Annotated in this window: 25 protein-coding genes; 14 read left to right on the forward strand and 11 right to left on the reverse strand. The window is 61.1% G+C overall.

Annotated elements, in window-relative coordinates:
- Positions 1-24: 24 nt before the first annotated feature.
- From CGZ66_RS17075 to CGZ66_RS17090, 4 genes are read right to left on the reverse strand one after another with little or no spacing between them, the layout of a single operon-like run.
- Complete coding sequence (locus CGZ66_RS17075; protein ID WP_095085569.1) at positions 25-534, reverse strand: 2-thiouracil desulfurase family protein; 510 nt, start codon at positions 532-534, stop codon at positions 25-27.
- Between the two features lie 19 nt (positions 535-553).
- On the reverse strand, positions 554-1483 hold the full coding sequence (kce, locus tag CGZ66_RS17080) for a 3,5-dioxohexanoate:acetyl-CoA acetone transferase (protein WP_095085572.1): 930 nt from the start codon (positions 1481-1483) through the stop codon (positions 554-556).
- Between the two features lie 9 nt (positions 1484-1492).
- The gene (locus CGZ66_RS17085) at positions 1493-2860 is read right to left on the reverse strand and encodes an aminotransferase family protein (protein WP_095085574.1); all 1368 of its coding nucleotides are present in this window, start codon (positions 2858-2860) and stop codon (positions 1493-1495) included.
- Positions 2857-4512, reverse strand: coding sequence for a N,N-dimethylformamidase beta subunit family domain-containing protein (locus tag CGZ66_RS17090; RefSeq protein WP_167392148.1), 1656 nt, complete (start codon positions 4510-4512; stop codon positions 2857-2859). The genes CGZ66_RS17085 and CGZ66_RS17090 overlap by 4 nt, the downstream gene beginning before the upstream one ends.
- A 155-nt stretch (positions 4513-4667) precedes the next feature.
- Between CGZ66_RS17090 and CGZ66_RS17095 the strand changes: the two genes are divergently transcribed.
- From CGZ66_RS17095 to CGZ66_RS17105, 3 genes are all read left to right on the forward strand, one after another.
- On the forward strand, positions 4668-4916 hold the full coding sequence (locus tag CGZ66_RS17095; RefSeq protein ID WP_095085577.1) for a ParB N-terminal domain-containing protein: 249 nt from the start codon (positions 4668-4670) through the stop codon (positions 4914-4916).
- Positions 4917-5062: 146 nt separating this feature from the next.
- Positions 5063-5548: an SRPBCC family protein gene (locus CGZ66_RS17100; RefSeq protein ID WP_095085580.1), complete on the forward strand. Its 486-nt coding sequence runs from the start codon at positions 5063-5065 to the stop codon at positions 5546-5548.
- 27 nt (positions 5549-5575) lie between these two features.
- The gene (locus CGZ66_RS17105) at positions 5576-6532 is read left to right on the forward strand and encodes an alpha/beta fold hydrolase (RefSeq protein WP_095085588.1); all 957 of its coding nucleotides are present in this window, start codon (positions 5576-5578) and stop codon (positions 6530-6532) included.
- A gap of 50 nt (positions 6533-6582) precedes the next feature.
- Here the strand turns inward: CGZ66_RS17105 and CGZ66_RS17110 are convergent, their stop codons facing one another.
- Complete coding sequence (locus tag CGZ66_RS17110) at positions 6583-7611, reverse strand: isopenicillin N synthase family dioxygenase (protein WP_095085591.1); 1029 nt, start codon at positions 7609-7611, stop codon at positions 6583-6585.
- Positions 7612-7728: 117 nt separating this feature from the next.
- Here CGZ66_RS17110 and CGZ66_RS17115 point away from each other — a divergent pair, with 117 nt between their 5' ends.
- On the forward strand, positions 7729-8127 hold the full coding sequence (locus tag CGZ66_RS17115; RefSeq protein WP_095085594.1) for a GFA family protein: 399 nt from the start codon (positions 7729-7731) through the stop codon (positions 8125-8127).
- A gap of 153 nt (positions 8128-8280) precedes the next feature.
- A complete protein-coding gene (locus CGZ66_RS17120; RefSeq protein WP_095085597.1) occupies positions 8281-8478 on the forward strand; it encodes a hypothetical protein in 198 nt (65 codons plus the stop codon).
- Between the two features lie 6 nt (positions 8479-8484).
- Here CGZ66_RS17120 and CGZ66_RS17125 read toward each other — a convergent pair whose 3' ends face one another.
- The gene (locus CGZ66_RS17125; RefSeq protein WP_095085600.1) at positions 8485-9390 is read right to left on the reverse strand and encodes a hypothetical protein; all 906 of its coding nucleotides are present in this window, start codon (positions 9388-9390) and stop codon (positions 8485-8487) included.
- Between the two features lie 166 nt (positions 9391-9556).
- On the opposite strand from CGZ66_RS17125, the gene CGZ66_RS17130 reads away from it, so the two are divergent.
- From CGZ66_RS17130 to CGZ66_RS17140, 3 genes are all read left to right on the forward strand, one after another.
- Positions 9557-10429, forward strand: coding sequence for an undecaprenyl-diphosphate phosphatase (locus CGZ66_RS17130; RefSeq protein ID WP_095085603.1), 873 nt, complete (start codon positions 9557-9559; stop codon positions 10427-10429).
- Between the two features lie 74 nt (positions 10430-10503).
- Positions 10504-11292, forward strand: a complete 789-nt coding sequence (locus CGZ66_RS17135; protein ID WP_095085606.1) for a phosphodiester glycosidase family protein — start codon at positions 10504-10506, stop codon at positions 11290-11292.
- Positions 11293-11474: 182 nt separating this feature from the next.
- Positions 11475-12566: a glycoside hydrolase family 25 protein gene (locus tag CGZ66_RS17140; RefSeq protein ID WP_095085609.1), complete on the forward strand. Its 1092-nt coding sequence runs from the start codon at positions 11475-11477 to the stop codon at positions 12564-12566.
- 10 nt (positions 12567-12576) lie between these two features.
- On the opposite strand, the gene CGZ66_RS17145 is transcribed toward CGZ66_RS17140, so the two are convergent.
- Positions 12577-13488, reverse strand: a complete 912-nt coding sequence (locus CGZ66_RS17145) for a LysR substrate-binding domain-containing protein (protein WP_095085612.1) — start codon at positions 13486-13488, stop codon at positions 12577-12579.
- A 104-nt stretch (positions 13489-13592) separates the two neighbouring features.
- Between CGZ66_RS17145 and CGZ66_RS39910 the strand changes: the two genes are divergently transcribed.
- From CGZ66_RS39910 to CGZ66_RS17165, 5 genes are all read left to right on the forward strand, one after another.
- Positions 13593-13754, forward strand: coding sequence for a hypothetical protein (locus tag CGZ66_RS39910; protein WP_167392140.1), 162 nt, complete (start codon positions 13593-13595; stop codon positions 13752-13754).
- A gap of 53 nt (positions 13755-13807) precedes the next feature.
- Positions 13808-14416 carry a class I SAM-dependent DNA methyltransferase gene (locus CGZ66_RS17150; protein WP_095085615.1) on the forward strand — a complete coding sequence of 203 codons (609 nt, stop codon included), beginning with the start codon at positions 13808-13810 and terminating at the stop codon, positions 14414-14416.
- A gap of 92 nt (positions 14417-14508) precedes the next feature.
- Positions 14509-15480: a DUF3592 domain-containing protein gene (locus tag CGZ66_RS17155; protein WP_167392141.1), complete on the forward strand. Its 972-nt coding sequence runs from the start codon at positions 14509-14511 to the stop codon at positions 15478-15480.
- Between the two features lie 43 nt (positions 15481-15523).
- Positions 15524-16045, forward strand: a complete 522-nt coding sequence (locus CGZ66_RS17160) for a hypothetical protein (RefSeq protein ID WP_095085618.1) — start codon at positions 15524-15526, stop codon at positions 16043-16045.
- A 121-nt stretch (positions 16046-16166) separates the two neighbouring features.
- On the forward strand, positions 16167-16664 hold the full coding sequence (locus CGZ66_RS17165) for a hypothetical protein (RefSeq protein WP_245331131.1): 498 nt from the start codon (positions 16167-16169) through the stop codon (positions 16662-16664).
- A gap of 695 nt (positions 16665-17359) precedes the next feature.
- Here the strand turns inward: CGZ66_RS17165 and CGZ66_RS17170 are convergent.
- Positions 17360-17905 (reverse strand): hypothetical protein, encoded by a 546-nt coding sequence (locus CGZ66_RS17170; protein WP_143748776.1) that lies wholly within the window; start codon positions 17903-17905, stop codon positions 17360-17362.
- 952 nt (positions 17906-18857) lie between these two features.
- Here CGZ66_RS17170 and CGZ66_RS17175 point away from each other — a divergent pair.
- A complete protein-coding gene (locus CGZ66_RS17175; RefSeq protein WP_095085627.1) occupies positions 18858-19223 on the forward strand; it encodes a hypothetical protein in 366 nt (121 codons plus the stop codon).
- Here the strand turns inward: CGZ66_RS17175 and CGZ66_RS39170 are convergent.
- The 3 genes from CGZ66_RS39170 to CGZ66_RS17190 form a co-directional block, all read right to left on the reverse strand.
- Positions 19181-19396 (reverse strand): hypothetical protein, encoded by a 216-nt coding sequence (locus CGZ66_RS39170; protein WP_143748777.1) that lies wholly within the window; start codon positions 19394-19396, stop codon positions 19181-19183. The genes CGZ66_RS17175 and CGZ66_RS39170 overlap by 43 nt on opposite strands.
- A 255-nt stretch (positions 19397-19651) precedes the next feature.
- The gene (locus tag CGZ66_RS17185; RefSeq protein WP_143748778.1) at positions 19652-20497 is read right to left on the reverse strand and encodes an Abi family protein; all 846 of its coding nucleotides are present in this window, start codon (positions 20495-20497) and stop codon (positions 19652-19654) included.
- A 139-nt stretch (positions 20498-20636) separates the two neighbouring features.
- Positions 20637-22667, reverse strand: a complete 2031-nt coding sequence (locus CGZ66_RS17190) for a TniQ family protein (RefSeq protein WP_095085635.1) — start codon at positions 22665-22667, stop codon at positions 20637-20639.
- Between the last annotated feature and the right edge of the window lies 1 nt (position 22668).

Below are 22668 nucleotides of genomic sequence, written 5' to 3' on the forward strand. Positions count from 1 at the left end.
CGCTTGGGTCTTCTCTGGCATGGGTCAGGCCGCGGCGCCGGCCGGGCCCGGTCTGGTCAGAAGGTCATCAAGCTCATCAATGCCGTCTTCCGAAAAGACGCGAATGCCGTTCGCTTCCAGCAGCGCGGTGGTCGTGTCATGGCCAGCCACCCGGGTACCCCTGAAACTCCCGTCATAGATGAAACTGCTGCCGCAGGACGGGCTGCCATCGGTAAGAACCGCATACCGACACCCTGTTTCTCGGGCGAGATCGAGTGCAAGTTGCCCGGCTTCGAGATAGAGTGCGGTCACATCGTTTCCCGTTTGCTCGACCACGCGGCCTTGGCCGTGCAGCACTGCGCGGCCGTCGCCTGTGCCTCGAATTTCCGCTGGAGGACGTGGCGTGGAGAAGCCTGCGGCAACCTCCGGGCAGATCTGCACGATCCGCCCCTCTGCCTGCCATCGAGCAAGAATGGGATGGTCGTTGAGGCGGTAGGAGCCGTTGTAGCGAACCTTGCTGCCGAGCAGGCAGGCTGAGACGAGAACCTTTTCCATGTCAGCTCCTCCGGTTGTCCTAGAACGCCACCCGGTCGCCGCCCTTGAGCGCCAGCATGTCGCGCGCTTCGGTGGGTGAGGCAACCTCCAGCGACAACCCCTCGAGAATGCCACGGATACGGCGCACCTGATCGGCATTGGACTTCGCCAGTTGGCGGCCATCATAGAGGCTGTCTTCCAGCCCGACGCGGACATTGCCGCCCATCGCCGCGGCGATCGAGATCAGCGGCATCTGATTGCGGCCGGCGGCCAGCACCGAGAACTGATAGCTATCGCCGAAGAGCTTGTCGGCGATCCGCTTCATGTGGACGAGATTGTCCGGGTCAGCACCGATGCCGCCCAGTATGCCCAGCACGAACTGGATGAACAGCGGTCCCGACGCCAGCCCACGATCGCGGAAATGTGCCAGCGAATAGAGGTGCCCGACATCGTAGCATTCGAATTCGAAGCGCGTGCCGCAGCCCTTGCCCAGCCGCTCAAGCACGCCCTCCATGTCGGCGAAGGTGTTCTTGAAGATGGTGTCGCGTGTGGCTTCGAGCAGCTTCGGCTCCCACTCGTGTAGCCATTCCCTTGGCTTGTCGAGCATCGGAAACAGCGCGAAGTTCATCGAGCCCATGTTGAGCGAGCACATTTCGGGTTCGGCCCGCAGCGGCGCCGCTAGCCGCTGGTCGAGCGTCATCAGCGACGAGCCGCCGGTGGTGATGTTGATCACCGCGTCGGTGGCCTGCTTGATGCGCGGCAGGAACTGCATGAACACGTCCGGATCGGCCGTTGGCCGCCCATCCCTGGGATCGCGGGCGTGCAGGTGCAGGATCGAGGCGCCGGCTTCGGCGGCCGCGATTGCGTCGGTGGCGATCTGGTCCGGCGTCACCGGCAGATAGGGCGACATCGACGGCGTGTGCACCGAGCCGGTGATGGCGCAGGTGATGATGACTTTTCGCGCTGCCATTTTTGCCCCTCAGCCTTCGACCGGCAGGTCGAGTTCGGCGGCCAGCGCCTGCAGCGAGTCGCCAAGGACCGCGATGATCTCACCAATCTGATCGCGGGTCACAATCAGAGGCGGGCAGACCATGAAATTGTCGCTCACTGGCCCGCCACGCACGCGCCGCGAATAGATGATCAATCCGCGCTCGAACGCCAGATCGATGAGCCTCAAATTGGCGTTGAGGCCCTGTGGCAATGGCTCTTTGGCCAGCGGATCCGCGTAAATTTCGGCTCCCATGAACAGCCCCTTGCCCCGCACGTCGGCAATGAAAGGAAAGCGCCGAGTCAGGGCTTTGAGTTCACCCCTCAGCAATTCGCCCATGCTGGCCGAATTCTCGACCAGGCCAAGGCGGTCGACCTCTCCAAGCACCGCAACGCCCGCTGCACAAGCGACCGGGTTGCCGCCATATGTGTGGCCATGCAGGAAGCCACCGGTCTCCACAACCGGCCCGACGATCCTCTGTGTCGCGGCAAGTGCGCCAAGCGGGGCATAGCCAGATGAAAGGCCTTTCGACAGCGCGACGATATCCGGCCGGCAGGACCAATGGTCGCCACCCAGGAATTTTCCGGTGCGTCCGATGCCAGTCATTACCTCGTCGTGGATCAACAGGATCCCGTAGCGGTCGCAGATTTCGCGGATACGCGGAAAATAGCTGTTGGGCGGCACCAGCGCTGCGGTCGCGGCACCACCGATCGGTTCCATGACGAAGGCGAGCACGCTTTCCGGCCCTTCCTCCAGGATCTTTTCCTCCAGCATATCGGCGTAGCGGATGCCACGCTGTTCCATCGACAGATTGTCGTGATCGCGATGGACAAAAGGGGCCGGCACCAAAGGCATCGGCCGACCGATCGGATCGAAAGTCTTGGTGAGGATGTCGTCGCCAGTGACGGCAAGCGTGCCGATCGTCACGCCGTGATAGGAGGGCATACGTCCGATGACTTTCCAGCGTTTGTCCTGACCTGTTGCTACCGCCCATTGCCGCGCAAGCTTGAGGCAGGCCTCGATCGCCTCAGAGCCGCCCGAGACGAAATAGATGCGGTCGAGTCCGTTCGGCAGCCGATCGGCCAGCCCCCGCGCGAGTTCGATGGCCTGTTCGTTCTCAAATTGAAAGATGTAGGCGAAGCTGACGCGATCAAGCTGCCGCGTCATCGCGTCGATGACGTTGCGGTTACCATGACCTATGTTGACGTTAACCGCGCCGCTCGATCCGTCGATGTAACGGCGGCCGCTCTTGTCCCATAGGTAGATCCCATCGGCGCGGTCCACAATTGGCCGCTGGATTCGTGTGAAATGGAAAAGGTTCGGTCGGCGGTCGGTTTCAAAGGACTGCACAGCGATCATTCGCCCCTCTTTTTTCGGCCGAGGTAACGGTCGAGGACATTCCTGGTGACGCGTTCGACCATCGGGTCTTGTCTTAGCAGGCCGGCGACCCATTCGCAGCTTCCGGCATGGAACACCTCGCCCTTGCCGCGTGGGAAATTGACGATCATGCCGTTGCCGCGTTTGACTTTTTCCAGATTGGCGTCGCTGGCCTCGCCGAACAGCGTTTCGGCGGTGAAGCGGCCATCCTCGTCGCTAAGGAACTGGTCCTCTATCGGGATATCGGCACTTTCCTCGACCTGGGATGCCATGCCAACGGCGAGAACCAGCAACCCGTCGGGCGCACCGCTGGTCACGGTGGGGTAGGGCAGGCCGCCGCGTATCTCGAAGTCGAGCCCATCGACCTCATAGCCATAGACATGGCTGTCGGCGCCCAGCAGGTCGCCATAATAGATGCCGGTGCCGGCAAAGGCCCAGTGCTCTGGCCGGTAGACCGGAAAACCACGCACGCCCCTTGGTGCGCACCCACCCCAGCCGGCATAGACGCCGCGCGTCGCGTTGAGCCCGAAGGTCGCTGAACCCGGCCGGCCGATTTCCGGCGCTTCCCAGGAATTGGTGGCGCGGGTGACGTCGCCGCCGTGGAGATAGGCGGGGTCCTCGGCACGTGCGCGGTATTTGTAGCAGACCTGCCGGCGGCCCTCGTCCTCCAGCCGCGTCTGCCACATGAAATTGCCGGCAAAGCGCGCCGCATGGCCGCCGCGCTCGACATAGGCGTCGACCGCATCGCGCATTTGCCAGGTCCAGTATTCGTCATGGCCGACGAAGACGGCACAGTCGTAACCGTCGAGAATCTCAGGTGAGAAATGCAGATCGTGCTGGCTGGCGAGGTCGACGCCATAGCCGGCCCGTTCGGCAAAGCGGAGGAAATGGCTGTCGTAGCTGGCCCAGCCGGACGAGGCGTATTTCTTCGAATGACCGGTGGCGAGCGCCCATTCCATGTGCGGATAGCGCGGCACCGTCTTTGGCGGTACGGCGACTTCCAGCGGCACACGCGGCGCATCTTTCGGCAGCACGACGAAACCGCGGCACCACGGGCGTTGCGTCGACACGATCGGCGAATACTGGTTGCGGTCCGGCCCGGTGATGCCCTGGTAGTGGTTGGAGCCGCCCCAGGTGTTGTAGGCAAGCCAGGTGCCCGTCGCCGCCACCTGCAGCACGCGGCCGGGTTTCTTGCCGGGTTCGGGGCTGACGATGAACAGATGATGGCAATGGATCGGCTTGCCGTTGCGGCCGTCCGCTTCAAGCGTCACGCGATAGGCGCCGGACGGCCAGTCTGCCCCGATGCGGAATTCAAACGAGGCTTCCCAGCCGCAGCCTTCGCCCGAGCACTGGTCGGGGCTGTCCTGCCAGCGCGCCGTGATGCCCGATTTCTCGAACACTTTCGTCTCGGTGCCGCCGTCGCGGACGATCGCCATGTTGAATGCCGGAGCCGTCGAACTGACATGCAACGCCACTGTCTCGCCGGTGCGATAGGAAAACCGGTCGCTGTAGCACCAGATCTCGCCGCGCTCGCCATCCATCCCAGGCCATTCGTAGTAATGGCCGCGTACCGCGTGGCGGCGCTGCTCCGGCGTCAGTCCGAAATCGGGGAATTCGGTCGGAAGGTTGATCATGAAGCCCTGAAGTTTCAAAGGCGCCATTTCGGCGATCTGGCGGTCGAGCGTCAAATGGAAACCATCGGGCCAGCATTCGTTAGCCGCGCCCTTGGCCCCTGTGGCCAAAAAGACTATCTCCACAAAGGGCGGCGTTTTCCGCCACCGGAGGCGGCATGCTGAGAATCCAGAAGGTCAAGGTCGACGACATCTACGTGCCGACGGCACGCAAGAAGACGCTACATCCAGAGACCGTCCGACATCTGGCCGAGGACATCCTCGAAAACGGCATGAAAACACCGATCCAGGTCCGCCATGACGGCAAGCGCCATATCCTGGTCGAAGGCCTGCACCGGCTGGAGGCGGCCAAATGGCTCGGCGAGACCGAGATCGACGCCTATCTGGTGCAAGCCAAGCGCCACTGACGCTCCTTCGTTCGTGATCTCTATCCAGCAGGCGCATTCTCCAGGTTTTTTCGCTGGCCCAGATTTTTTCTCTGGCGATGTCGACTTGCGCGTCATCCGTTCGTCCTAGGGACGGAAGCCAGATCAAACCATGCAAGGACCCCCTCATGACCACGAAGCTCGACATCGCCCCCGCCAATGACCGCGAACTGGTTCTGGCCCGCATCATCGATGCGCCGCGCGAGAACGTCTATCGCTGCTGGACAGACCCGAAACTGGTTACGCAGTGGTTCGCGCCAAAGCCGTGGACGACGCCACGCGCCGAAATGGATGTGCGCACCGGCGGCTCGAGCCTTGTCGTGATGGCAGGCCCCGACGGCAATGAATTCCCCAACCCCGGCGTTTTCCTCGAAGTCGTTCCCGGCAGGAAGATCGTCTTTACCGACGCCTACACAAAGGCATGGGAGCCATCGGAGAAGCCGTTCATGACCGGCGTGCTGACCTTCGAGGACGAGGGCAATGGCAAGACCCGCTACATTGCACGGGTCAGGCACTGGAATGCCGCCGACCGCGAGCAGCACGAGAAGATGGGCTTTCACGAAGGCTGGGGCCAGTGCACCGACCAGCTCGAAGAGCTCGCCAGAACGCTTTGATACCGCCGGGACGAGGAGGAGATCGATATGTTCAAAACCCTGATTTTCGCCATTCTTGCTTCGGCTGCAGCGCTTCTTGCTTCACCCGGCCCCACCAATGCAGAGGAGGCAAAACCCGCCATGACGACCGCTACGAACCCACTGCCGAAGCCGGAAAAATCTGGCCTGCTGCCGGTCAACGGCCTGAACTACTATTACGCCGTCTACGGCAAGGGCGAGCCGCTGCTTCTGCTGCATGGCGGTCTTGGCACCACGGACATGTTCGCCCCGATCCTGCCGAAGCTTGCCGAGAACCGCACCGTCATCGGCGTCGACCTGCAGGGTCATGGCCGCACGGCACTCGGCGATCGGCCGTTCACCCTGGAGGCGATCGGTGACGACATGGCTGATCTCGTCAAGGCGCTCGGCTACGACAAGGTCGACGTCATGGGCTATTCGCTGGGCGGCGGCGTCTCCTTCCGCATGGCGGTCCAGCATCCTGAAACGGTGCGCCGCCTTGTGCTGGTTTCGACCGGCTACGCCGCGGACGGTTTCTACGCCGAGATGCGCGGCCAGCAGGCGCAAGTCAGCGCGGCGGCGGCCGATTTCATGAAGGACACGCCGATGTACAAATCCTACGTCGCGGTGGCGCCGCATCCCGAGGACTTCCCCAGGCTCCTCGACACGCTCGGCAACTTCATGCGTCAGAACTACGATTACTCCGCCGACGTCGCCAAGCTGAAGATGCCGGTCATGCTGGCCTATGGCGACAGCGACATGTACCGGCCCGAGCACGAGATCAAGTTCTACCAGATGCTCGGCGGCGGCCTGAAGGACGCCGGCTGGATGCGCGAGAACCTGTCGCAGAACCGCCTGGCGATCCTGCCCAACCGCACCCACTACGACGTCTTCTTCGCCCCCGAACTGACCGCTGCCGCATTGCCGTTTCTCAACGGCGAGACCAAGGTGAAGACTTGGGATGAGGTCGTCAGCGAAACGGAATAACTGCCTGCCGTCCCCAACGGCCGTCTCGATCGAGGCGGCCGTTGGTTTGCTTACGAGGCTTTTGCGCGGCGCGGCTGCCTGAGATGCTTGATGCCGCTCATCTCGACGAAATTCGTCGCCGCCTCCCAAAGATGGTCGCCGTAGAGGAACGGCTCGAAAGGGTCCGCGTCGGTCAACGGCAGCGGCGCGATCTCGGCGTCGACGCGTGGCTCGTAGAAGAACGGGATCGAGAAGCGCGCCGTCTTCGGCGCGATCACCCGGTGTCGCGTCGCGCGGACGCGTTCGCCGGTCCAGCGCTCCAGCAACTGGCCAAAATTGACAGCTAGTGTGCCATTGGCCGGCGGCACGTCGATCCATTCGCCGTCGAGGTTCTTTGCTTGCAAGCCCTCTACGCCGTCCTGCGCCAGCAAAGTGACGAAGCCGGAATCGGCATGCTCGCGGCCGATGATTGTGCGCGTCTCGCCTTTGTGCACCACCGCAAACTCCGGTCCGCTGGTGTCGACGCCGGCATTGGCGTCACGCAAGGGGTAACGGATCAGCCGCAGCGTCGAGATGCCGTGATCGAAATAGGCGTCGAAGATCGTTTCCGGCAGGCCAAGTCCGCGGGCGATCGACCGCATCAGCGCGTTGCCCACCGTCTCCATGGCGCGGTAGTAGTCGGCTGCCGCCGCGCGCCAGCCGGGCAGGGCCTCTTCGGCCGGCAAGGGTGTCGGCTCGCACAACGGATCGTCGGAAACCGAGGCATCGGCCGGATTGGCAAGGTCCGGACCCATGTCGATGCCTTCCTTGTAGGAAACGGCTGCCGGCTGCAAAGGGAACCAGCCGCGATAGACGTTCTTTTTGCTGCGGTCGAAATTCCAGCGCAGCAATTTCTGCTTCTCCTCGTCGGGAAGCGCGAAGATGCGCAGCAATTGCGCTCTTCCTTCCGGCGTCAGCCGGTCATCGCCGGGAAAGTCGCGGACGGCCATGAAGCCGATCCCCGAAGCTGCGGCCATGATCCTGGCGTCGGTGCGGTCACGGGCGGTCGAGGGCGGCCCGAACAGATCCGCAATGCCGATAGTTTCGATCTCCGGTGTCATGGCTTCAGGTCCACTGCATCACGATAAGCGATGGCGTTGTATCAAAGCTTTTCAATTGACCCAATCGGGTCGGCCATTACCTTGCCGCCTATTCTCTCCATCTATGGATCAAGGACGATGGCCAAATATCAAGGCGGATGCCTGTGCAAGGCGGTGCGCTATCGCGTCGACGCAGCCCCCATCAACGAACGCGTCTGCCACTGCCGGCTGTGCCAGAAGGTGATTGGCGCCGCCTTCAACGCACGCGTGCTGTTTCGCATCGATGAAGTGGCGATCGAGGGGCCGCTGGCGACCGTGAACACCTCGCCGGATCTCAAGCGCGGCTTTTGCCCAAGCTGCGGCACGACGATGTTCTCCCGGCGCGATTCCGCCGGCATCATCGGCATCACCACCGGTTCGCTCGACGATCCGACCGTTTTCAAACCGCAAATGCATATTTTCACGGCCTCGAAGCAGCCTTGGGTGGTGCTCGATGATGGCCTGCCGCAGTATGAAGGCGCACCGCCTCCAGGCTAGGTTTTTCCCTTCTCCCAGGCGGGCCAAGGGGGAGCGCAAGCATGAACAAAATTTAATCGAAAGAGACACGAGATAGCCGGCAAAGCGTCATTGGCGGGCCATCATCGTCTCCCTATTTATGGGGCGCGGGCACGGCATTCGAGGAGACGACGGATGAACGACAGCATCAGCACCCTGGACGAGCTTTTGAGCGATCCGATGGTCCTGCTTGTGATGGAGCGCGATCGTGTGCGCCCCGAACAGGTGCGCATGCTGCTCGAACGGGTTCGCCGGACTTCCGTCGACGAGCCTATGGTGCCGCCGGCCCATATGGTGGCCAAAAGCTGCTTCCAGCAATGGCTGCTTACTTAGGTACGGTCAGTTGGAGCTGGCCGGCAAATAGCTGTAATGGCTGCGGAAATAGGCGATTCTGAAGCCCATGCGTGCGTAGTTGCGATAGGCAGGGCCGTCGCGCTCCTCGTGCGGCGCCTCGATGTCGGCGACGAACAGTTTCGCGCCGGCCGCAATCCCGTCGCGCACCAGCGCTTCCCCAACCACCGCGTCGAGATCGAAGCTCGGCGCCATGACGCCGGGCACCGGCGCGTCGATGCCGCTCCAGGCCGCGCCGTCGGGCCCGATGAACAGCGAGCGCACCGCCGCCACCGCGCGGTCCCGCTTGGCCATATAGTGATGCCAGCCTTTCCGGCCGACCAGAGCCATCAGCCATGGTGAGGTGGGCAGCCGGTAGCGGCTGTCGATGAAGCCGGCCCATTCGCTTGCCGATGCCTTTGTTACCGGTTCGACTGAAACCCCGTCAGCCGCGAAGAGCGGCTCGGATGGCAGCGGTTCCGCCTTGCGATAAATCCGTTCCCAGCCGCCCTGGCGCTGCAAGCCGCGCGCCTCGAGCCAGCATCTGAGGCGCGATGGTTCAGTGTGCGGATTGACATAGAACCAGGGCCGCGAAATGCCGGCGGCGCGGTAGTGCGCCAGCAGCGCGTCGAGCTGGCTTTCGGTGGCCGGGCTGTCGACGCCGAAGTTCTTCACGCAGTTGAAATGGACGAACGGAATTGTCGTGCAGTTGGTCCAGGCGAGGCCGCCTTCTTCCGTTATCGAAAGGCCTTGGCTTGCGGCGAAATCGGCAGGCACGGCGGCGTAGAGGTCGAGCCAGGCATTCACCTCGGCGTGCTCGATAATACGGCTGAGGTCGCGCGAGACATCCTCGATCGCGATGACAGGCGGGCATGGTTCGGGCAGGGGCTGCAATTCTGACAGGGCGGTCTGCATGGCTCTCCTCCGTCATATGCCTTACAGTGTAAGATTAGCGGATTTTAATATAACCGCGTGGCTTGTCAAGCGGCGCCTTACAAATCCGTAAATTGGATTCCGGGGATCGCCAGACTATGGCTCGGCGGGGATCGCCCCTCACGATTGTTTGACAGAAAGGCTCGATATGGCAGACATCTGCACCCAAGGCGTCGACACCGGCTTTGTCGGGCTGGGATTCGCCAAGGTGGCGTTCCTCGGCCTGGTGCAAGGCATCACCGAATTGCTGCCGATCTCTTCGACCGCCCATATGCGCATCGTGCCGGCCGTACTCGGCTGGCAGGATCCGGGCTCCGCCTTCTCCGCCGCCATGCAGCTTGCGGCCTTGGCCGCGGTGGTCAGCTATTTCTGGAGCGATGTCAGGGATATCCTGTTTGGTTCGCTCGACGCCCTGACGCGACGTGATTTCGGCGACCGGCGTTTCCGGCTGGCGCTGTGGATCGTGCTGGCGACCATCCCGATCGTCATCGCCGGCGTGGCGCTGTCGGGCGTGCTCAACGCCTGCAACTCGCCGCTGCGCAGCCTGACGGTGATCGGCTGGGCCTGTATCGTGATGGCGATCCTTCTGGCGCTGGCCGAGATTTTTGCCAGCCACCGGCGCACCGTCGGCGAGGCATCGCTGACTGACGCGCTGCTAGTCGGCGTCGCCCAGATCGGCGCGCTGATTCCGGGTGTCTCTCGTTCCGGCTCGACCCTGACGGCCGCACTCGGGCTCGGCTTCAAGCGGGCCGAGGCGGCGCGGTTCTCGTTCCTGCTTGGGCTGCCCGCGATTGCACTGGCCGGCCTCAAGGAGCTTTGGGAACTGCACAAGGTCCATCTCGACGCGCATGGCTGGTCGGTTCTGATCGTCGGACTGGTCGTCGCCTCGGTTTCCGCCTTCTTCGCCATATGGGGCCTGATGCGCGTGCTGGAGCGTTTTTCGGCCTGGCCGTTCGTCGTCTATCGCGGCCTGCTTGGCGTCGTCCTGCTGCTTTGCGTGGCGATGGGATGGCTTGCCTAGGGCACTTTCACAGTCTCGCTTGAAACGGGCTATATCCCTACCGGATCCTCCTGAACTTCGATTCCGGTACACGCATGGATTTTTTGACCCTCCTGCAATCGCTGCCGCTGCTGCTGGCGCTCGCCAAGGGCGCGCTGCCGTCGGTGGCGGCGCTCGGCATGGGATTTGGCCAATGGGTCGCTTCGCTGCCGCCATGCCGCGACTTTGCCTTTGAGGCGACCAGCTACCTCGTCTGCGAGGTCGACCCGAAACGGTATTCGATCGAACTGTTCTGGAAAGATCCGGCGGGCAAGCCGTTTCAATCGCTGCACAATCTCAATGCCTCGGAGCAGGCGGCCGGGCGCACCATGCTGTTTGCCATCAATGCCGGCATGTATCACCCGGACCTCGATCCGGTCGGTCTGTATGTCGAGCGCGGCAACGAAATGGCATCGGTGAAGACGGGATCGGGAAGCGGCAATTTTTCCCTACAGCCCAACGGCATTTTCTACATCAGCAACGGCAGGGCCACGGTCCGCGCCACCAGGGACTTCCTGAAAAAGCGACCGCCGCTCGACTATGCGACGCAATCCGGGCCGATGCTGGTGATCGACGGCAAGCTGCATCCGAAATTCCAGGCCGACAGCACCTCGCGCAAGACCCGCGACGGTGTCGGCGTGCGGAAGGACGGCGTCGCCGTCTTTGCCATTTCGAACGGCACGGTGACCTTCCATGCCTTTGCCCGTCTTTTCCGCGATGCGCTCGGCTGCGACAACGCGCTTTTCCTCGACGGCACGATATCGAGCCTGTTCGCGCCGGCCATCGGCCGCAACGACGACTACTGGAATCTCGGGCCGATGATCGGCGTCTTCAGGAAATCCTAGCGGCTTTGCCAACCCGCTTGCCCCGCCGATCGCTCGCACTGGAAGCCAGATTTCGCGGCCTGGCGCGCTCGAAAAAAACTTGATTCAAACTTTATTGGTAATTTCTCGTTCATAACTCGATCTGGTTTGTCCGTCGGCCGTCGTTTTGCCCTCGGTCTGTTGTGTTTTGAGTACAGGTCCAGATGCGGATACCGGGCGCCATCAGTTTTTTGATCGCATCGCTATGCCTTGCCGGCTGTACCTCGACGGCCGGCGTCGACGCGCTGGATTTGCAGAAACCGTCGAACGAAACCACCAGTTCCGTGATACGGCCGCCCGCGCCGATCGCCGCGGCTCCGAAGGCGATGGCCAGGAGCGCGCCGAGGGCCGAAAGGGCGCCCGAGCCTGACAATGGTCTGGAAGACGACAATGCTGCCGCCGAAAATACTCGGCCTTTCGGCCTGGCGGAAGAAGAGACAGTGTCATTTCCGGCGCTGCCCGACAGCGCCGAACCGCCAGTCGAGCCGGCTGCGCTCGTGTCGCCGCCGAGGCTGTTGAGCCGCGCGGCACCGCCCATGCTCGCCGGGCCGGTCACCCGTTACGGCTTTCGCGATGCCAAGCCGATCAATTTTGGCCGGTCCTCGCCCCGGCACCTTGCCGTGCATGGCGTGGACGTCTCTCGCTGGCAGGGCAACGTCAACTGGGAAAAGCTGCGCGCGCAGGGCGCCAACTTCGCCTACATCAAGGCGACCGATGGCGGCGACCATCTCGATCCGATGTTCATGAAGAACTGGCGCAACGCCGACGCCGCCGGCCTGAAGCGCGGCGCCTATCACTTCTTCTACTGGTGCCGCACAGCGGGCGAACAGGCCGACTGGTTCATCCGCAACGTGCCTAAGATGGATGGCGCTCTGCCGCCGGTGATCGACGTCGAATGGAACGGCGAATCCAGCTGCAAGCGGCGGCCGTCGCGCGAAAAGGTGCTGGAGAAGATGCAGGTGTTCATGGACAAGCTGGAGCGTCATTACGGCCAGCGGCCCATCATCTACACCGCGCCTGATTTCTACCGCGACAATCTCCGGGGCGAATTTCTCGATTATCCGTTCTGGGTGCGCGCGGTGGCGCGGCATCCGTCGAAGGTCTACCCCGACCGCAAATGGCTGTTCTGGCAGTATTCCGGTTCCGGTCTGTCGCACGGTGTCACCGGCCGCATCGACCTCAACGTCTTCCATGGCGACGAACGGCAATGGCGCGCCTGGGCCGGCGGACGGATTTCCGTCGCCGACGCCGACTGAGGCCAGCCTATCAGGCCCGGCGTACCTCACGCTGGCGTATGTCAGCCGTCTGGGCCAGCACCCAGTCCCGGAACACCTTGATCTTCGGCGTGTTGCGGCGGCTTTCCAGGTGGACGAGCCAATAGCCGTCGCCATCTGATCCCAGCACTTCAAATGGCTGTATCAACTGGCCCTTTGCCAGCAGGGCGCTGTAGATGTTGCGGGTCAGGATCGCGGCGCCCTGGTCGGTTAGCGCCGCCATTGCATCGTAAGCCTGCGAACCCAGGTTCGGTCCGGCCATGACGCGATCGGGCTCGAAGGGTACGCCGGCTGTTTCGAACCAGATTTTCCACCAGGGATCGTCGGCACAGCACAGCGCCACCTTGTAGAGATCCTCGGGGTGGCGAATGCCGCCCACGCTCTCGGCCAGTTTCGGGCTGAGCATTGGCGTATAGTCTGCTTTGAACAGGTAATGAGCCGTCAGGCCGGGCCATTTTCCGGTGCCGGTTCTGATCCCGATATCCATGTCCTCGCGTGTGAAATCGACCAGCCGGGACGACGTATTCACCTTCACGGCGAGATCGGGATGCATCAGCTGGAATGTTCCGAGCCAAACGGCCAGCCAGTTCGATGCGAATGTTTCCGAGGTCGTGACGGACAGCACGCCAGTCGCTCCACCCTTCGTGGCGACCCACGCGTCGGCCAGGGCCGAGAATGCGCCCGTTGCGTGCGGCGCCAACTGCTGTCCGGCCTCGGTCAAGGCGATTTGCCTTGTTTTTCTTATGAAAAGCGGCGTTCCGGCGCGCTCTTCCAGCACCTTGATCTGATAGCTGGCCGCCGACTGTGTCATGCCGAGTTCCTCGGCCGCCTTGGTGAAACTGCCCAGCCGCGCCGCGGCTTCAAAGACGCGAATGGCGCCCAGTGGGGGTAGCTCCCAACTCATGACGCATCAATCCTCCTGATGCATAGTACGCGACGTTCGATTGGAAGCCAAGGCCGCGAACAGGCATACTCTGGTCATCAACTCGAACCCGAAAGGACACGGCAATGACCCTCTACAACACACTTCGTCGTCCGGTGCTCGACCTCTTCACCGCTCCGTTCAGACCCCGCACACGCGGCCTGCTCGACCAGCGTGCGCTGTCGGATCATTTCCTGCGCGATATCGGCATGCTCGACGGACACGCCTCTGCCGGCAGCACCCGCTGACTTGCGTGCCCCGCTGACTTGCGTGCATCGACTGGTGCAAACGGGAGGAAAAGATGAACGTATCTGCAGAGGCCCTGGCGAAGAGCCGTCAAACGATCTCCTCCTACGAGGATTATGCGGAACAGTATGATGCAATCGTGCGGCATGTTCCCAACCAGAGGGAGCAGGCAGCGCTAAAGCGCCTCGTGGCGATCGCCGGCACAGGCGGCCAGGTTCTGGAGGTCGGCTCGGGAGCGGGATACGACGCCGACTTTCTGGAGGCCTTGGGCGCCAGGGTTCGGCGCACCGACGCGACAAGGCGGTTTCTTGAGCTGCAGGCCGCGCGCGGCAAGCAGGGTGAACTGCTCGATCTCATCACCGATGATCTCGGCGGCCCCTACGACGCAGTCTTGGCCCTGTGCGTCCTGATCCATGTGCCTCGCGACCAGACCGACCAGGTCCTTGCCAAGATAGCCGGGTCGCTGCGCCCAGGCGGCGCGTTCCTGGTATCGATGCGCAATGGCGATGGCGAGACGGGCGGCGAATATCACACGGTCTACTGGCGCAGGGACGACTTCGCCGCCCGCATCGAAGCCGCTGGGCTGGTCCTTATCAGGGACGACTTCAACATCGGCCGCAACAACGAAGAGTGGAACACGTTCCTGGCCGTGAGACCGTCGTGACTGGGTCCGTCACCTCCGATTTTTGCGAATAGGCGAGACATTGCCGCCGCAGTGCTGTCTAGTGCCTGTTCCTGCACTCCGGGGGGATCAGGGTGGAGCTGGAACTCAAATTTCTGCTTGTCGGCTTTGCCTGCGCGGTCTCCGGCATGCTGTCGCTCATCACCTTCGTGAAATGGCGCGAGGTGCAGACCCTCAGCCGCTGGTTGCCGACGCCGGGAAAGATCATCTCGTCACGCGTCGAGGCGCGTGAGGTCAGAAGCTCGGGCGCTGGCTCGGACAGCACCGATACCACGGAGATGCGCAATTTCCCGGCCATCACCTTCGAATACAAAGTCGGCGGCAAGAAATTTCAAAGCTCGCGCTACAGCGTGAAGGAGAATTTGGGGAACTTTGAAGTCCCCGAAACCCTTGCGCAGTTTCCCCGCGGCGCGGAGGTGACCGTCTTCTACAATCCAGCCGACCCGAGCAAAGCCGTAATCGAGCGCACCATGCCGGATGGTGCCTTCAAGTTCATGGTCCAGCTCTCGGCCGGTTTGGTGATCGGCACGGCGGTTCTGGTGTTTTCCGTCGGCGGCGTGCTCGAGGCGATCCGGCCGCATCTGCCCAAACCGCAAAACCTCGGTGCCGCGGCATTGCTGCTGTTCATGGGCCTGTTCGCCCTGCGCATGGGCTTTGCCCAGAAGTCGCTTGCCGAGCAGGCGGCAAAATGGCCGGTCGCCGCCGGCCGCATCGATGCGTCAGGTCTGCAGGCGCTGCGAAGTCATTCAAGCTATCAACGCTGGCGCACTGTTTTCAAATCTCGCATCGTCTACAGCTATGGCGTCGCCGGCCAGCGCTACAGCGCCGACCGCGTCACCTTCGGCGCCACGGTCACGGCTTCGCTGCCCGGCCTCGTCGGTGGCCAGGCGCGTCGCTATGTCGAGGGCAGCAAGGTCGACGTGCACTATGATCCCGCCAACCCCGGCTCGGCCGTGCTCGAATGCCGGGTGCGCGGGCTCTGGCTGCTGTGGGTCTGTTCGGCAGAATTTCTCGGCGGCGCTGCCTTTCTGGTCGGGCTGGTGTGAGGACAGGCTTTTGGCTTCGGCAACGCTCTCCCGGAGACATTTGATGATCATTCGCAAACTGGCCTTTGTTTTTCTGGGCCTGCTCGTCCCGATCCAGGGAGCGAGCGCCAAGGAATGCTTGCTGAGCCACGCCACCTACCGCGAGCCGCGCTCGGGCGCCGTTCTGCAATTTCGGCCACTGGACAATGAGCCGGCGGCGCTGACGGTGCAGGTGTTCTCGCTGAGCGTGCCCAACACCGACAAAAACCTGCCGGCCGACATCACCTGGACCAACGGCAAGAATTCCTTTCCGCTCGGCACCATACGCCACCCCTGCACCGACGACGACCGCGAAGCGGGGCTGCAGGATGGCAGCGGCCTGTGCAGGATATGGGATGGACAGGTCTATGCCTTGACCGGCGGCGGCGCCGAGCAGTTGAATTCGAGCGAAGCGACACCAGCGCCGAAAGGGCTGTTGCTGCCCGATTTCGGCGCCGCTTTCACCGAATGGGCCGATTTCGCCAACGCCAATCCCAATGGCTCGGCATGGGACGCCTTTACTTTGACAGGATGCAGCGATGAATAGCGCCATGAGATCGATCACCTGGGCCTGCGCCCTGTTTGCATGCGTCACGGTATCCGCCGTGGCTTGGGCTGACGAGGGTGCTCCGTCGCGCCCGCCCATCGACAAATGCGTCTGGGAGAAGTTGACGGACAAAACTGTCGGGCTTGCCGCCTGGGTGCAGCGCTGCGATTTCGGCTTCCGTAAGATCCATTTCGAATTCACCGGCAACGCTCTCGCCATCAAATACAGCGATGGCGGGGCGGCCGATCCTCTTGTCGAGTTGTATGACATCAAGCCCGGCGAAACCGCCGAGGCCGCATTGCAGCGCCTGTTCCTGGAAAAGACCGACAAGGCCGTCAGCGCCCGCTGCGTGCTGGCACCTTACAAGGAGGGCACCGTGCCCGCCGGCATCAAACGCTACACATTCAGCCCTGACGCTGCTTATGCGAAAGAGCTGGAAGCGAAGGCCGATCCCAATGAAGTCCCCGATCCACCCTGCGGCGATTGGGGCGAAATGCCTGATGGCATCCAGTATTTCGAGGTGCCGGCGGGTGCGGCGCACAAGCTGCTGTTCGTCCGCATCGGCCAGGACGAACCGTTGTTTGACGAGCAGACCCTGCAGGTGTTGCCGGCGGGGTAGGGGCTGATCCGGATTAGGCGGGCGACTCTCCCTTCTCCCCTTGTGGGATGAGGGGTGCTGGAAGAAACTGGGCGTTATAAAATATCGAATGATTTTAAATCTTTACGGCTTGGGCGCGGTGACCCTTCCAGCACCCCTCATCCGACCGAGCTTCGCTCGGCCACCTTCTCCCACAAGGGGAGAAGGGGAGACTCACCTGATCGCTACCCTTAAAATACTTCGGCCCGATCTTACGACCGGGCCGACAACGTTGGGTTTTAGACTAGCGCCTCGTGGTCGGACACCCAAAGTTGTATCCTGACCCCTCTGGAACCTATTGAAATCATTGGCGGATTTTTTAGGAAGATATTCCACACCCAAAGTTGTGTACCTGCCAGACGCAAAGTTGTATACCTGAGTGGGCTCAGCAGGTTTTCCCGGGTGGTTTTCTGCCTTCAAGATCAGTGTCGAGGCCATTCCGTGCCGGAAAGTCTATCTCGCGCTCGGCTAGGTATTCGTGCCACCTGACAGGTCGTATCGGTATGCCCCAACGATGACCACGAAGCTACCTCGTTAGACCTATTCCCAGAACCTGAGGCTGCTATTATTCAAGTACCCACCATAAGGGTCAGGCTTCGCTTTGAAGCTCTCCGGGATCAGGCTCCCGTCGCGGCCCTCCCGGAAATAATCACGAACCGCGTATAGCGCTTTTTCCATCATGCGCTCCCAAGTATATGGCGCTGCTTTGAGGCACTCGGCTTCTTCTTGGGAGCGGTTTGAGGATAACGGGGACGCTGCGGCAGGACCTCATGAGTGAAGGTTATAGCCCCGTATTTCCACTCTTCGTCGTCCTTGGATCGCCGCCACTCATATGAGACCCGAACCTCCAACGTTCGATCAAAGAAACTGTGAGGGTGGAAGACGTGGTCGTTGACGCGGAAAAGCTCAGCTTCCTTCTCGTCTTCCGCCATCCGATGCTTCATGCCGTAGACTGATCCTGACAAGGGCTCGCGGGCTCTCTGGACGCGATAGAGAGCCTCCTCGCGTTTCTTGTTGGACTTCGCTGCCCTAAGTTCCCTCAATGCTTGCTCGAAGCGATACAGCTCCGTTCTGACGTATTCTCCGCAGGAGTGCAGGGGTAATCCGTTGAGCACCAACGCGTTCTCTTCTTGGATCGCCTTCTCGATCAGGCGATCCATTTCATGGACATCTATTGCCTGAAGCGACTGCTTCTCCAGATCGGTCAAATTAACGATACCCATCATTTCCTCCCACGCTCGTTAGACCGCATGCCGTGGCTATTGAAACCTGGTTTGCCAGCCAGGTCGACGCCATTCGACCGATGTCGTTCACCACTACGTTCTTCAGCAACGGGAGGGAGCAAGACGCCCGTTGTTAACCCTGCTCTCCAGCGCCCCTTGCGAGATCCTGCGGAGCCGGCTACGAGACTGGAGCGGAACTGTTCACCCGACCCTCATGAGGGTTAAGAGGGCAGGGGCCAAATGCTACGAATCCTTGCACATTCCATTAGGAATCCTGCAGGTATAAAACTTTGGCTTCCAGGTACACAACTTTGAGTGTGGCACCATTTTTTGGTCGGACACCCAAAGTTGTATCCTGACCCCTCCAAAACCTATTGAAATCATTGGCTAATTTTTTAGGAAGATATTCCACACCCAAAGTTGTGTACCTGCCAGACGCAAAGTTGTATACCTGAGTGCCTGTCGAAGGTTTTCTGAAGGCTGTTTTCGGCTTTCAAGACCAGCATCGGCGCCCTCTCTAGCCCATGTGAAAGTTTTCCGACCCTCCCGGAGGCTTCCAGTCGGCTCAAAGTAACGCCAGAAGGCGAGTTGGGTGCAGGAAGCATCGACGGCGCCTGCCTAAGATTTCTACGGTGTTAGGTTACCAGTTTCGCTTTATCTGGCTGGCTGCAGTTTCTGCTGGACACGCGATGCCTCTGACGCCTCGCCGTCCCTACTACCGTCTATCTGACGATAGCATTTGATCGAATTCGGTCACCGCGATGGTTTGAAAATCCTGGCTGAGACGGCATCTTCGACACCTATTGCGAGATCCCTCCGCTGAGGCTTCTTCCTCGCTGCCGAGCGCCCTCACGCCTTGGTAAGGACGGAAACCAGAAAGGCTCGTGTCACGGGTTGACGCTAGCAACCTGGCGCCTGACCCTTTCTTCATCGAGAACAGAAAGGTTACGCGATGGAAAACGAGCCACGGTATTTCTGCAGGCTGACCGAGGACGAAAAGCTTAGTGTCCTCGCCGAACTCGAGCGGTCCGGCAGTGTCAGAATGATGGCCAACGTCTTGAAAGGGAACTTCTCGGACTTGGCGACCTCGGCGTCGGAGGATGTCAGGGCGAAGTATGCACGATGGCAGGAAGTCGCGAAGAAAGGGCTGGCCATCGAGGCGGAATGGGGCGAGGGGGCTCTCTTGAAGCTCGACGACCCGGTCTTTGTGGACTTACGTGCAAAAGGGCTCATGAACCCGAAGCGTATCCGTCATGCTGAGGCGTATGCGGCTACTCACGCTTCCTTGCCGGAATTCAGCTCTCCGAGTGTCCTATAGGCTATACCCAGGTCACCAACCACTGTGTGTCGTTTCCCGGTCTTTGCCGGGATCACCACGTAAGCAACATGCTCTCCGTCCTTCCACTGCTCGACGATTTCGCCATCTTCACTGCTGTCGACCGGACGTTCTTCGATTTCCGGCTCAATGCCGTCGGAATGTTCCACAGACAAAGTCTCGCTCCTTCTTTGGCTTCGGCAGCTAGCAGCTTTCGAATCCTTGCCGTTCCGCTGGTTAGCGCGATCCGGATCACAGTCGGAAGTCAAGGATTCACCGCTTGATGTCAAGCATTGCGGCCGGAAGGACTTGTCGATGTCTCCGTAATGAGCGCCGCTGCGCCTGGGACCAACGCGCGGTCGCCGCGCAAAGCAGCCGCGGGGAAAGAGCAGGAGCTGGGTCACAATCTGGAGGAGGCCGCAAAACTCAAGCTAATTTTGGATTGCGAGCCGATCATGAGGTACGGGGGCGCATGCCCAGACACGGCGAAATGCCGAAGTCTTGCCTGCTGCATCTCGCGTCCTGGCGCATAGCATTCCGATGACGTCCAAAGTTTTCTCGTAGTTCTCCACCACCGGCTTGCATATTAGGTCCTTGTGGTGAGCTACATTGTTTCTGAACGTGCGGACGAACTCCACTCCATCGTGAAGGTGATCAATATTCTTCTCTCTCGGGAACCCGGCCACTATCGTGTGGAGTTCGGGTTTCCATAGATGCGGGTGGAATTTCTTCGTGAAAACGTTCACCCAGAAGCCGAAAGTCAGTTCGCTGGTGATGTAATCGGATAGGTCGCCTCGGCGTCCCTTATCGATTTCGCTCTGATATGCGTCCGTCAGCTGTTGGGCGAGATTCGACCTTCCCAACCGATACTCAAGGAGATCGGCACTACGGTACCATTGCCTACCATATTTGCCCGCAAGCCTTCTCATCGCGACGTTCCGAATCGTGATCTCTGCGATGTGCAACGTTGGCAGAAGCGAACCAGCGACCGCAGCGTTCCACATATGCAAGCGGACCGCTAGTCGCAGGTCGCCATCGGCCAAGTCGAGGTAGCGCTTCATACGAGCGGGTGATATGGTTTTCTTTAGCTTCTCGAGGGCTGCGACCGGCAAGGAATTTGGGCCTTGCAGAAAGTCATCAGCTGCCTTATAAGTTTCGCATGCGCTGTCGGGTTCCATTTCTGCACTAGCAGTCAAATCCCCGGTAGACACAGACATGGGGGTCGGACCTACGGGTGCCGACCCCCCTTTGTTTTCAGCCTCTATAAAGTCGTTCAAGTATCATTCTCCGTTGGTTCGTCATTGCGCCATATCCGGCGTTCTTTCGCTCCACAACCAGGTCGCCAGCTTCCTCGCCATGCTCGTACGCAGCGCCTCACTGTGCTTTCGATTGCGTATCCCTGCCGCCTTTCCGTCATTAATGATTATGCGCTACCCCCGATACTTGGCCTCGCGTCGGCCGGGGGTTCTGCTTTTCTAGGGGCAGTGCGGAAAGTGTAGCTCTCCGCGCATCCGCCTTCTGCTTCCTGATCATTTTCAGAACTGACGCCTTGTCGTAGGCCCAAGCGTCCAAGTTTCCAGTTTCGAACCGCTCAACGGACTGCCTGTCGTAAAAGAAAGCCCCGACCATTTCTGGGACCAGGGTCGGCTCAATTCCGGCCAGTCTGAGAAGGGCACGGACCTGCTTATGGTGCATGCAGATCTTCTGGCAGAGTTCGCCCAGCGAAACAAAGCGCTCCCTGAACGCTTCCGCGCTCTCGCGTGAAATGACCGGGATCATCCGGCGCGCATCAGGGCTGAATTCGTCGATCAGTTTCAGATAGCCCGACGAAATCAACCCGTTCACGACGACGCCGTGAGTCCCTGGAAGGAAAGCCTCTGCCTCCTCCTTGGTGAGGTTGGTACGCGTCTCGCGCGAACGAACGATCCGCGTCACTTCGTCGGCATCCAGCAGCAGAGCCATGTAGTCCGTCCTGCCAACGAGCCTGCCTTTCCAATTTAGAGTCCCTGAGAAAACCATATCGAGAAGGTCCGGAATGGTGCAGGTGGACGCTCTACGTGCGCCGACAATATCGACTTGGCGATCGGCAGGCACCGAAACCTCGCAGGCGCCGTCGAAAAGGCGCATCCGAAGCTGTTCGACCGTGTCTTTTGAGAAGCGCCGCTTCGCATTCCTTCGAGAGCCAGTGTCTGCCAAAGCAGAAAGGTGGCCATTGGCGACCAGTTCCTTCAGATGAAGCCGCGGAACACCGAGAAGCGTCTCGACCTCGGGAGCGGTGATCGCATCCTTGAGTTCTGACACCACGCGGTGGACCTCGTCGGACTTCACCAGAATGCGATGATCCATGATACCGGACTGCTCTCCCGCCTCATCGACCCCCATCCGTATGAAGAGGCGGCGCATGGTGAGCGCATGCACGCCGGAATCCCGAGCAGCGGTGCGCACGGTGTGCAGTTTGCGTCCCCCGGCGACTTCGCCAAGGACGTCGCTCCCAGGCTCGATGGGCATGGTTTCCAGCGCGAACCGACGTACGGTGTCGCGAAGCTTGGCGTATGCCGGGTCATCCACGGTCTTCTGGAGCAGCCCGTACGCGTAGCCGTAGGTGTCTCGCGGCCCCCAGAATCCACGTGTCGACGACTGCGCTTCGTTGAGCCGGCTCAGAAGTGCCCGCAGGGAATCCTCCCCGGCGCTAGCGATGCGGAATCCTTCGTCAGCAGCGGCAGCCCAGTCGGCCACGCTGAACTTTGCGACTCTGGCCTTTGGTTGATGCAACGAGGAAACGCCCAGCGCCTCGCAGAATGGCGCCGCCACGTACAGCGGGAGGTCGTCAAGCCAATTTTCCTCAGAGCGAACTCCGCGCAGTCGATTCTGAAGCCATGCCTGGAAAGGGGATGCCTCCGAGGCAGCGGCCGCATCCGCCATTTGGGAAAGGCCCGGCACCAACGCGCGCATCGTGTCGCTGAAATCGAATGGAGCGAAGGGCGTCCTGATCGGCTTCGTCGCGGACAGAAAGACCTTATGCCGACCACAGGAACGAAAATGCGACAGGGTCCATTCAAGCCGGAGCCAAGGCCTGCTGGACGACGGACCATCATAGCGGTCCATATCCTCCCTCGAGCAGCGGGCGCAGAACCGGAAATACGTCCGGTTGACGGCTAGCCGGACGAATGTCTCGTCGGCTACATCATAGAATCTGCCGCCCCTGGGAATAGGCGTAAACCTCAACAGGTTTTCAGGATCTGCCCGCCCAAGGGTGGCAATGTCACGCACGACCGAGGCAATGCCTTTGTCGAGGCTCCGCTGTTGGATGCACATGTCCCGCAGGAGATCCCTGAGCGAACGGCCGTTCAAAGCGGCGAGGCGGGACGCGAAACCCGCTGCCGGCTCCTGCTCCTCGAGCTGATAGGCAAACGCAAGCGGTTCAAGGGCCCGCCCATTGGTCCTCATG

The sequence above is a fragment of the Mesorhizobium sophorae genome, from assembly GCF_002270415.1.
GTDB classification, from domain to species: domain Bacteria; phylum Pseudomonadota; class Alphaproteobacteria; order Rhizobiales; family Rhizobiaceae; genus Mesorhizobium; species Mesorhizobium sophorae.

What these genes read in the sequence shown, in the direction of transcription:
- CGZ66_RS17075 (WP_095085569.1), bottom strand. Translation starts at nt 534, where the DNA reads ATGGAAAAGGTTCTCGTCTCAGCCTGCCTGCTCGGCAGCAAGGTTCGC.
- kce (WP_095085572.1), bottom strand. Translation starts at nt 1,483, where the DNA reads ATGGCAGCGCGAAAAGTCATCATCACCTGCGCCATCACCGGCTCGGTG.
- CGZ66_RS17085 (WP_095085574.1), bottom strand. Translation starts at nt 2,860, where the DNA reads ATGATCGCTGTGCAGTCCTTTGAAACCGACCGCCGACCGAACCTTTTC.
- CGZ66_RS17090 (WP_167392148.1), bottom strand. Translation starts at nt 4,512, where the DNA reads ATGATCAACCTTCCGACCGAATTCCCCGATTTCGGACTGACGCCGGAG.
- CGZ66_RS17095 (WP_095085577.1), top strand. Translation starts at nt 4,668, where the DNA reads ATGCTGAGAATCCAGAAGGTCAAGGTCGACGACATCTACGTGCCGACG.
- CGZ66_RS17100 (WP_095085580.1), top strand. Translation starts at nt 5,063, where the DNA reads ATGACCACGAAGCTCGACATCGCCCCCGCCAATGACCGCGAACTGGTT.
- CGZ66_RS17105 (WP_095085588.1), top strand. Translation starts at nt 5,576, where the DNA reads ATGTTCAAAACCCTGATTTTCGCCATTCTTGCTTCGGCTGCAGCGCTT.
- CGZ66_RS17110 (WP_095085591.1), bottom strand. Translation starts at nt 7,611, where the DNA reads ATGACACCGGAGATCGAAACTATCGGCATTGCGGATCTGTTCGGGCCG.
- CGZ66_RS17115 (WP_095085594.1), top strand. Translation starts at nt 7,729, where the DNA reads ATGGCCAAATATCAAGGCGGATGCCTGTGCAAGGCGGTGCGCTATCGC.
- CGZ66_RS17120 (WP_095085597.1), top strand. Translation starts at nt 8,281, where the DNA reads ATGAACGACAGCATCAGCACCCTGGACGAGCTTTTGAGCGATCCGATG.
- CGZ66_RS17125 (WP_095085600.1), bottom strand. Translation starts at nt 9,390, where the DNA reads ATGCAGACCGCCCTGTCAGAATTGCAGCCCCTGCCCGAACCATGCCCG.
- CGZ66_RS17130 (WP_095085603.1), top strand. Translation starts at nt 9,557, where the DNA reads ATGGCAGACATCTGCACCCAAGGCGTCGACACCGGCTTTGTCGGGCTG.
- CGZ66_RS17135 (WP_095085606.1), top strand. Translation starts at nt 10,504, where the DNA reads ATGGATTTTTTGACCCTCCTGCAATCGCTGCCGCTGCTGCTGGCGCTC.
- CGZ66_RS17140 (WP_095085609.1), top strand. Translation starts at nt 11,475, where the DNA reads ATGCGGATACCGGGCGCCATCAGTTTTTTGATCGCATCGCTATGCCTT.
- CGZ66_RS17145 (WP_095085612.1), bottom strand. Translation starts at nt 13,488, where the DNA reads ATGAGTTGGGAGCTACCCCCACTGGGCGCCATTCGCGTCTTTGAAGCC.
- CGZ66_RS39910 (WP_167392140.1), top strand. Translation starts at nt 13,593, where the DNA reads ATGACCCTCTACAACACACTTCGTCGTCCGGTGCTCGACCTCTTCACC.
- CGZ66_RS17150 (WP_095085615.1), top strand. Translation starts at nt 13,808, where the DNA reads ATGAACGTATCTGCAGAGGCCCTGGCGAAGAGCCGTCAAACGATCTCC.
- CGZ66_RS17160 (WP_095085618.1), top strand. Translation starts at nt 15,524, where the DNA reads ATGATCATTCGCAAACTGGCCTTTGTTTTTCTGGGCCTGCTCGTCCCG.
- CGZ66_RS17170 (WP_143748776.1), bottom strand. Translation starts at nt 17,905, where the DNA reads ATGGGTATCGTTAATTTGACCGATCTGGAGAAGCAGTCGCTTCAGGCA.
- CGZ66_RS17175 (WP_095085627.1), top strand. Translation starts at nt 18,858, where the DNA reads ATGGAAAACGAGCCACGGTATTTCTGCAGGCTGACCGAGGACGAAAAG.
- CGZ66_RS17190 (WP_095085635.1), bottom strand. Translation starts at nt 22,667, where the DNA reads ATGAGGACCAATGGGCGGGCCCTTGAACCGCTTGCGTTTGCCTATCAG.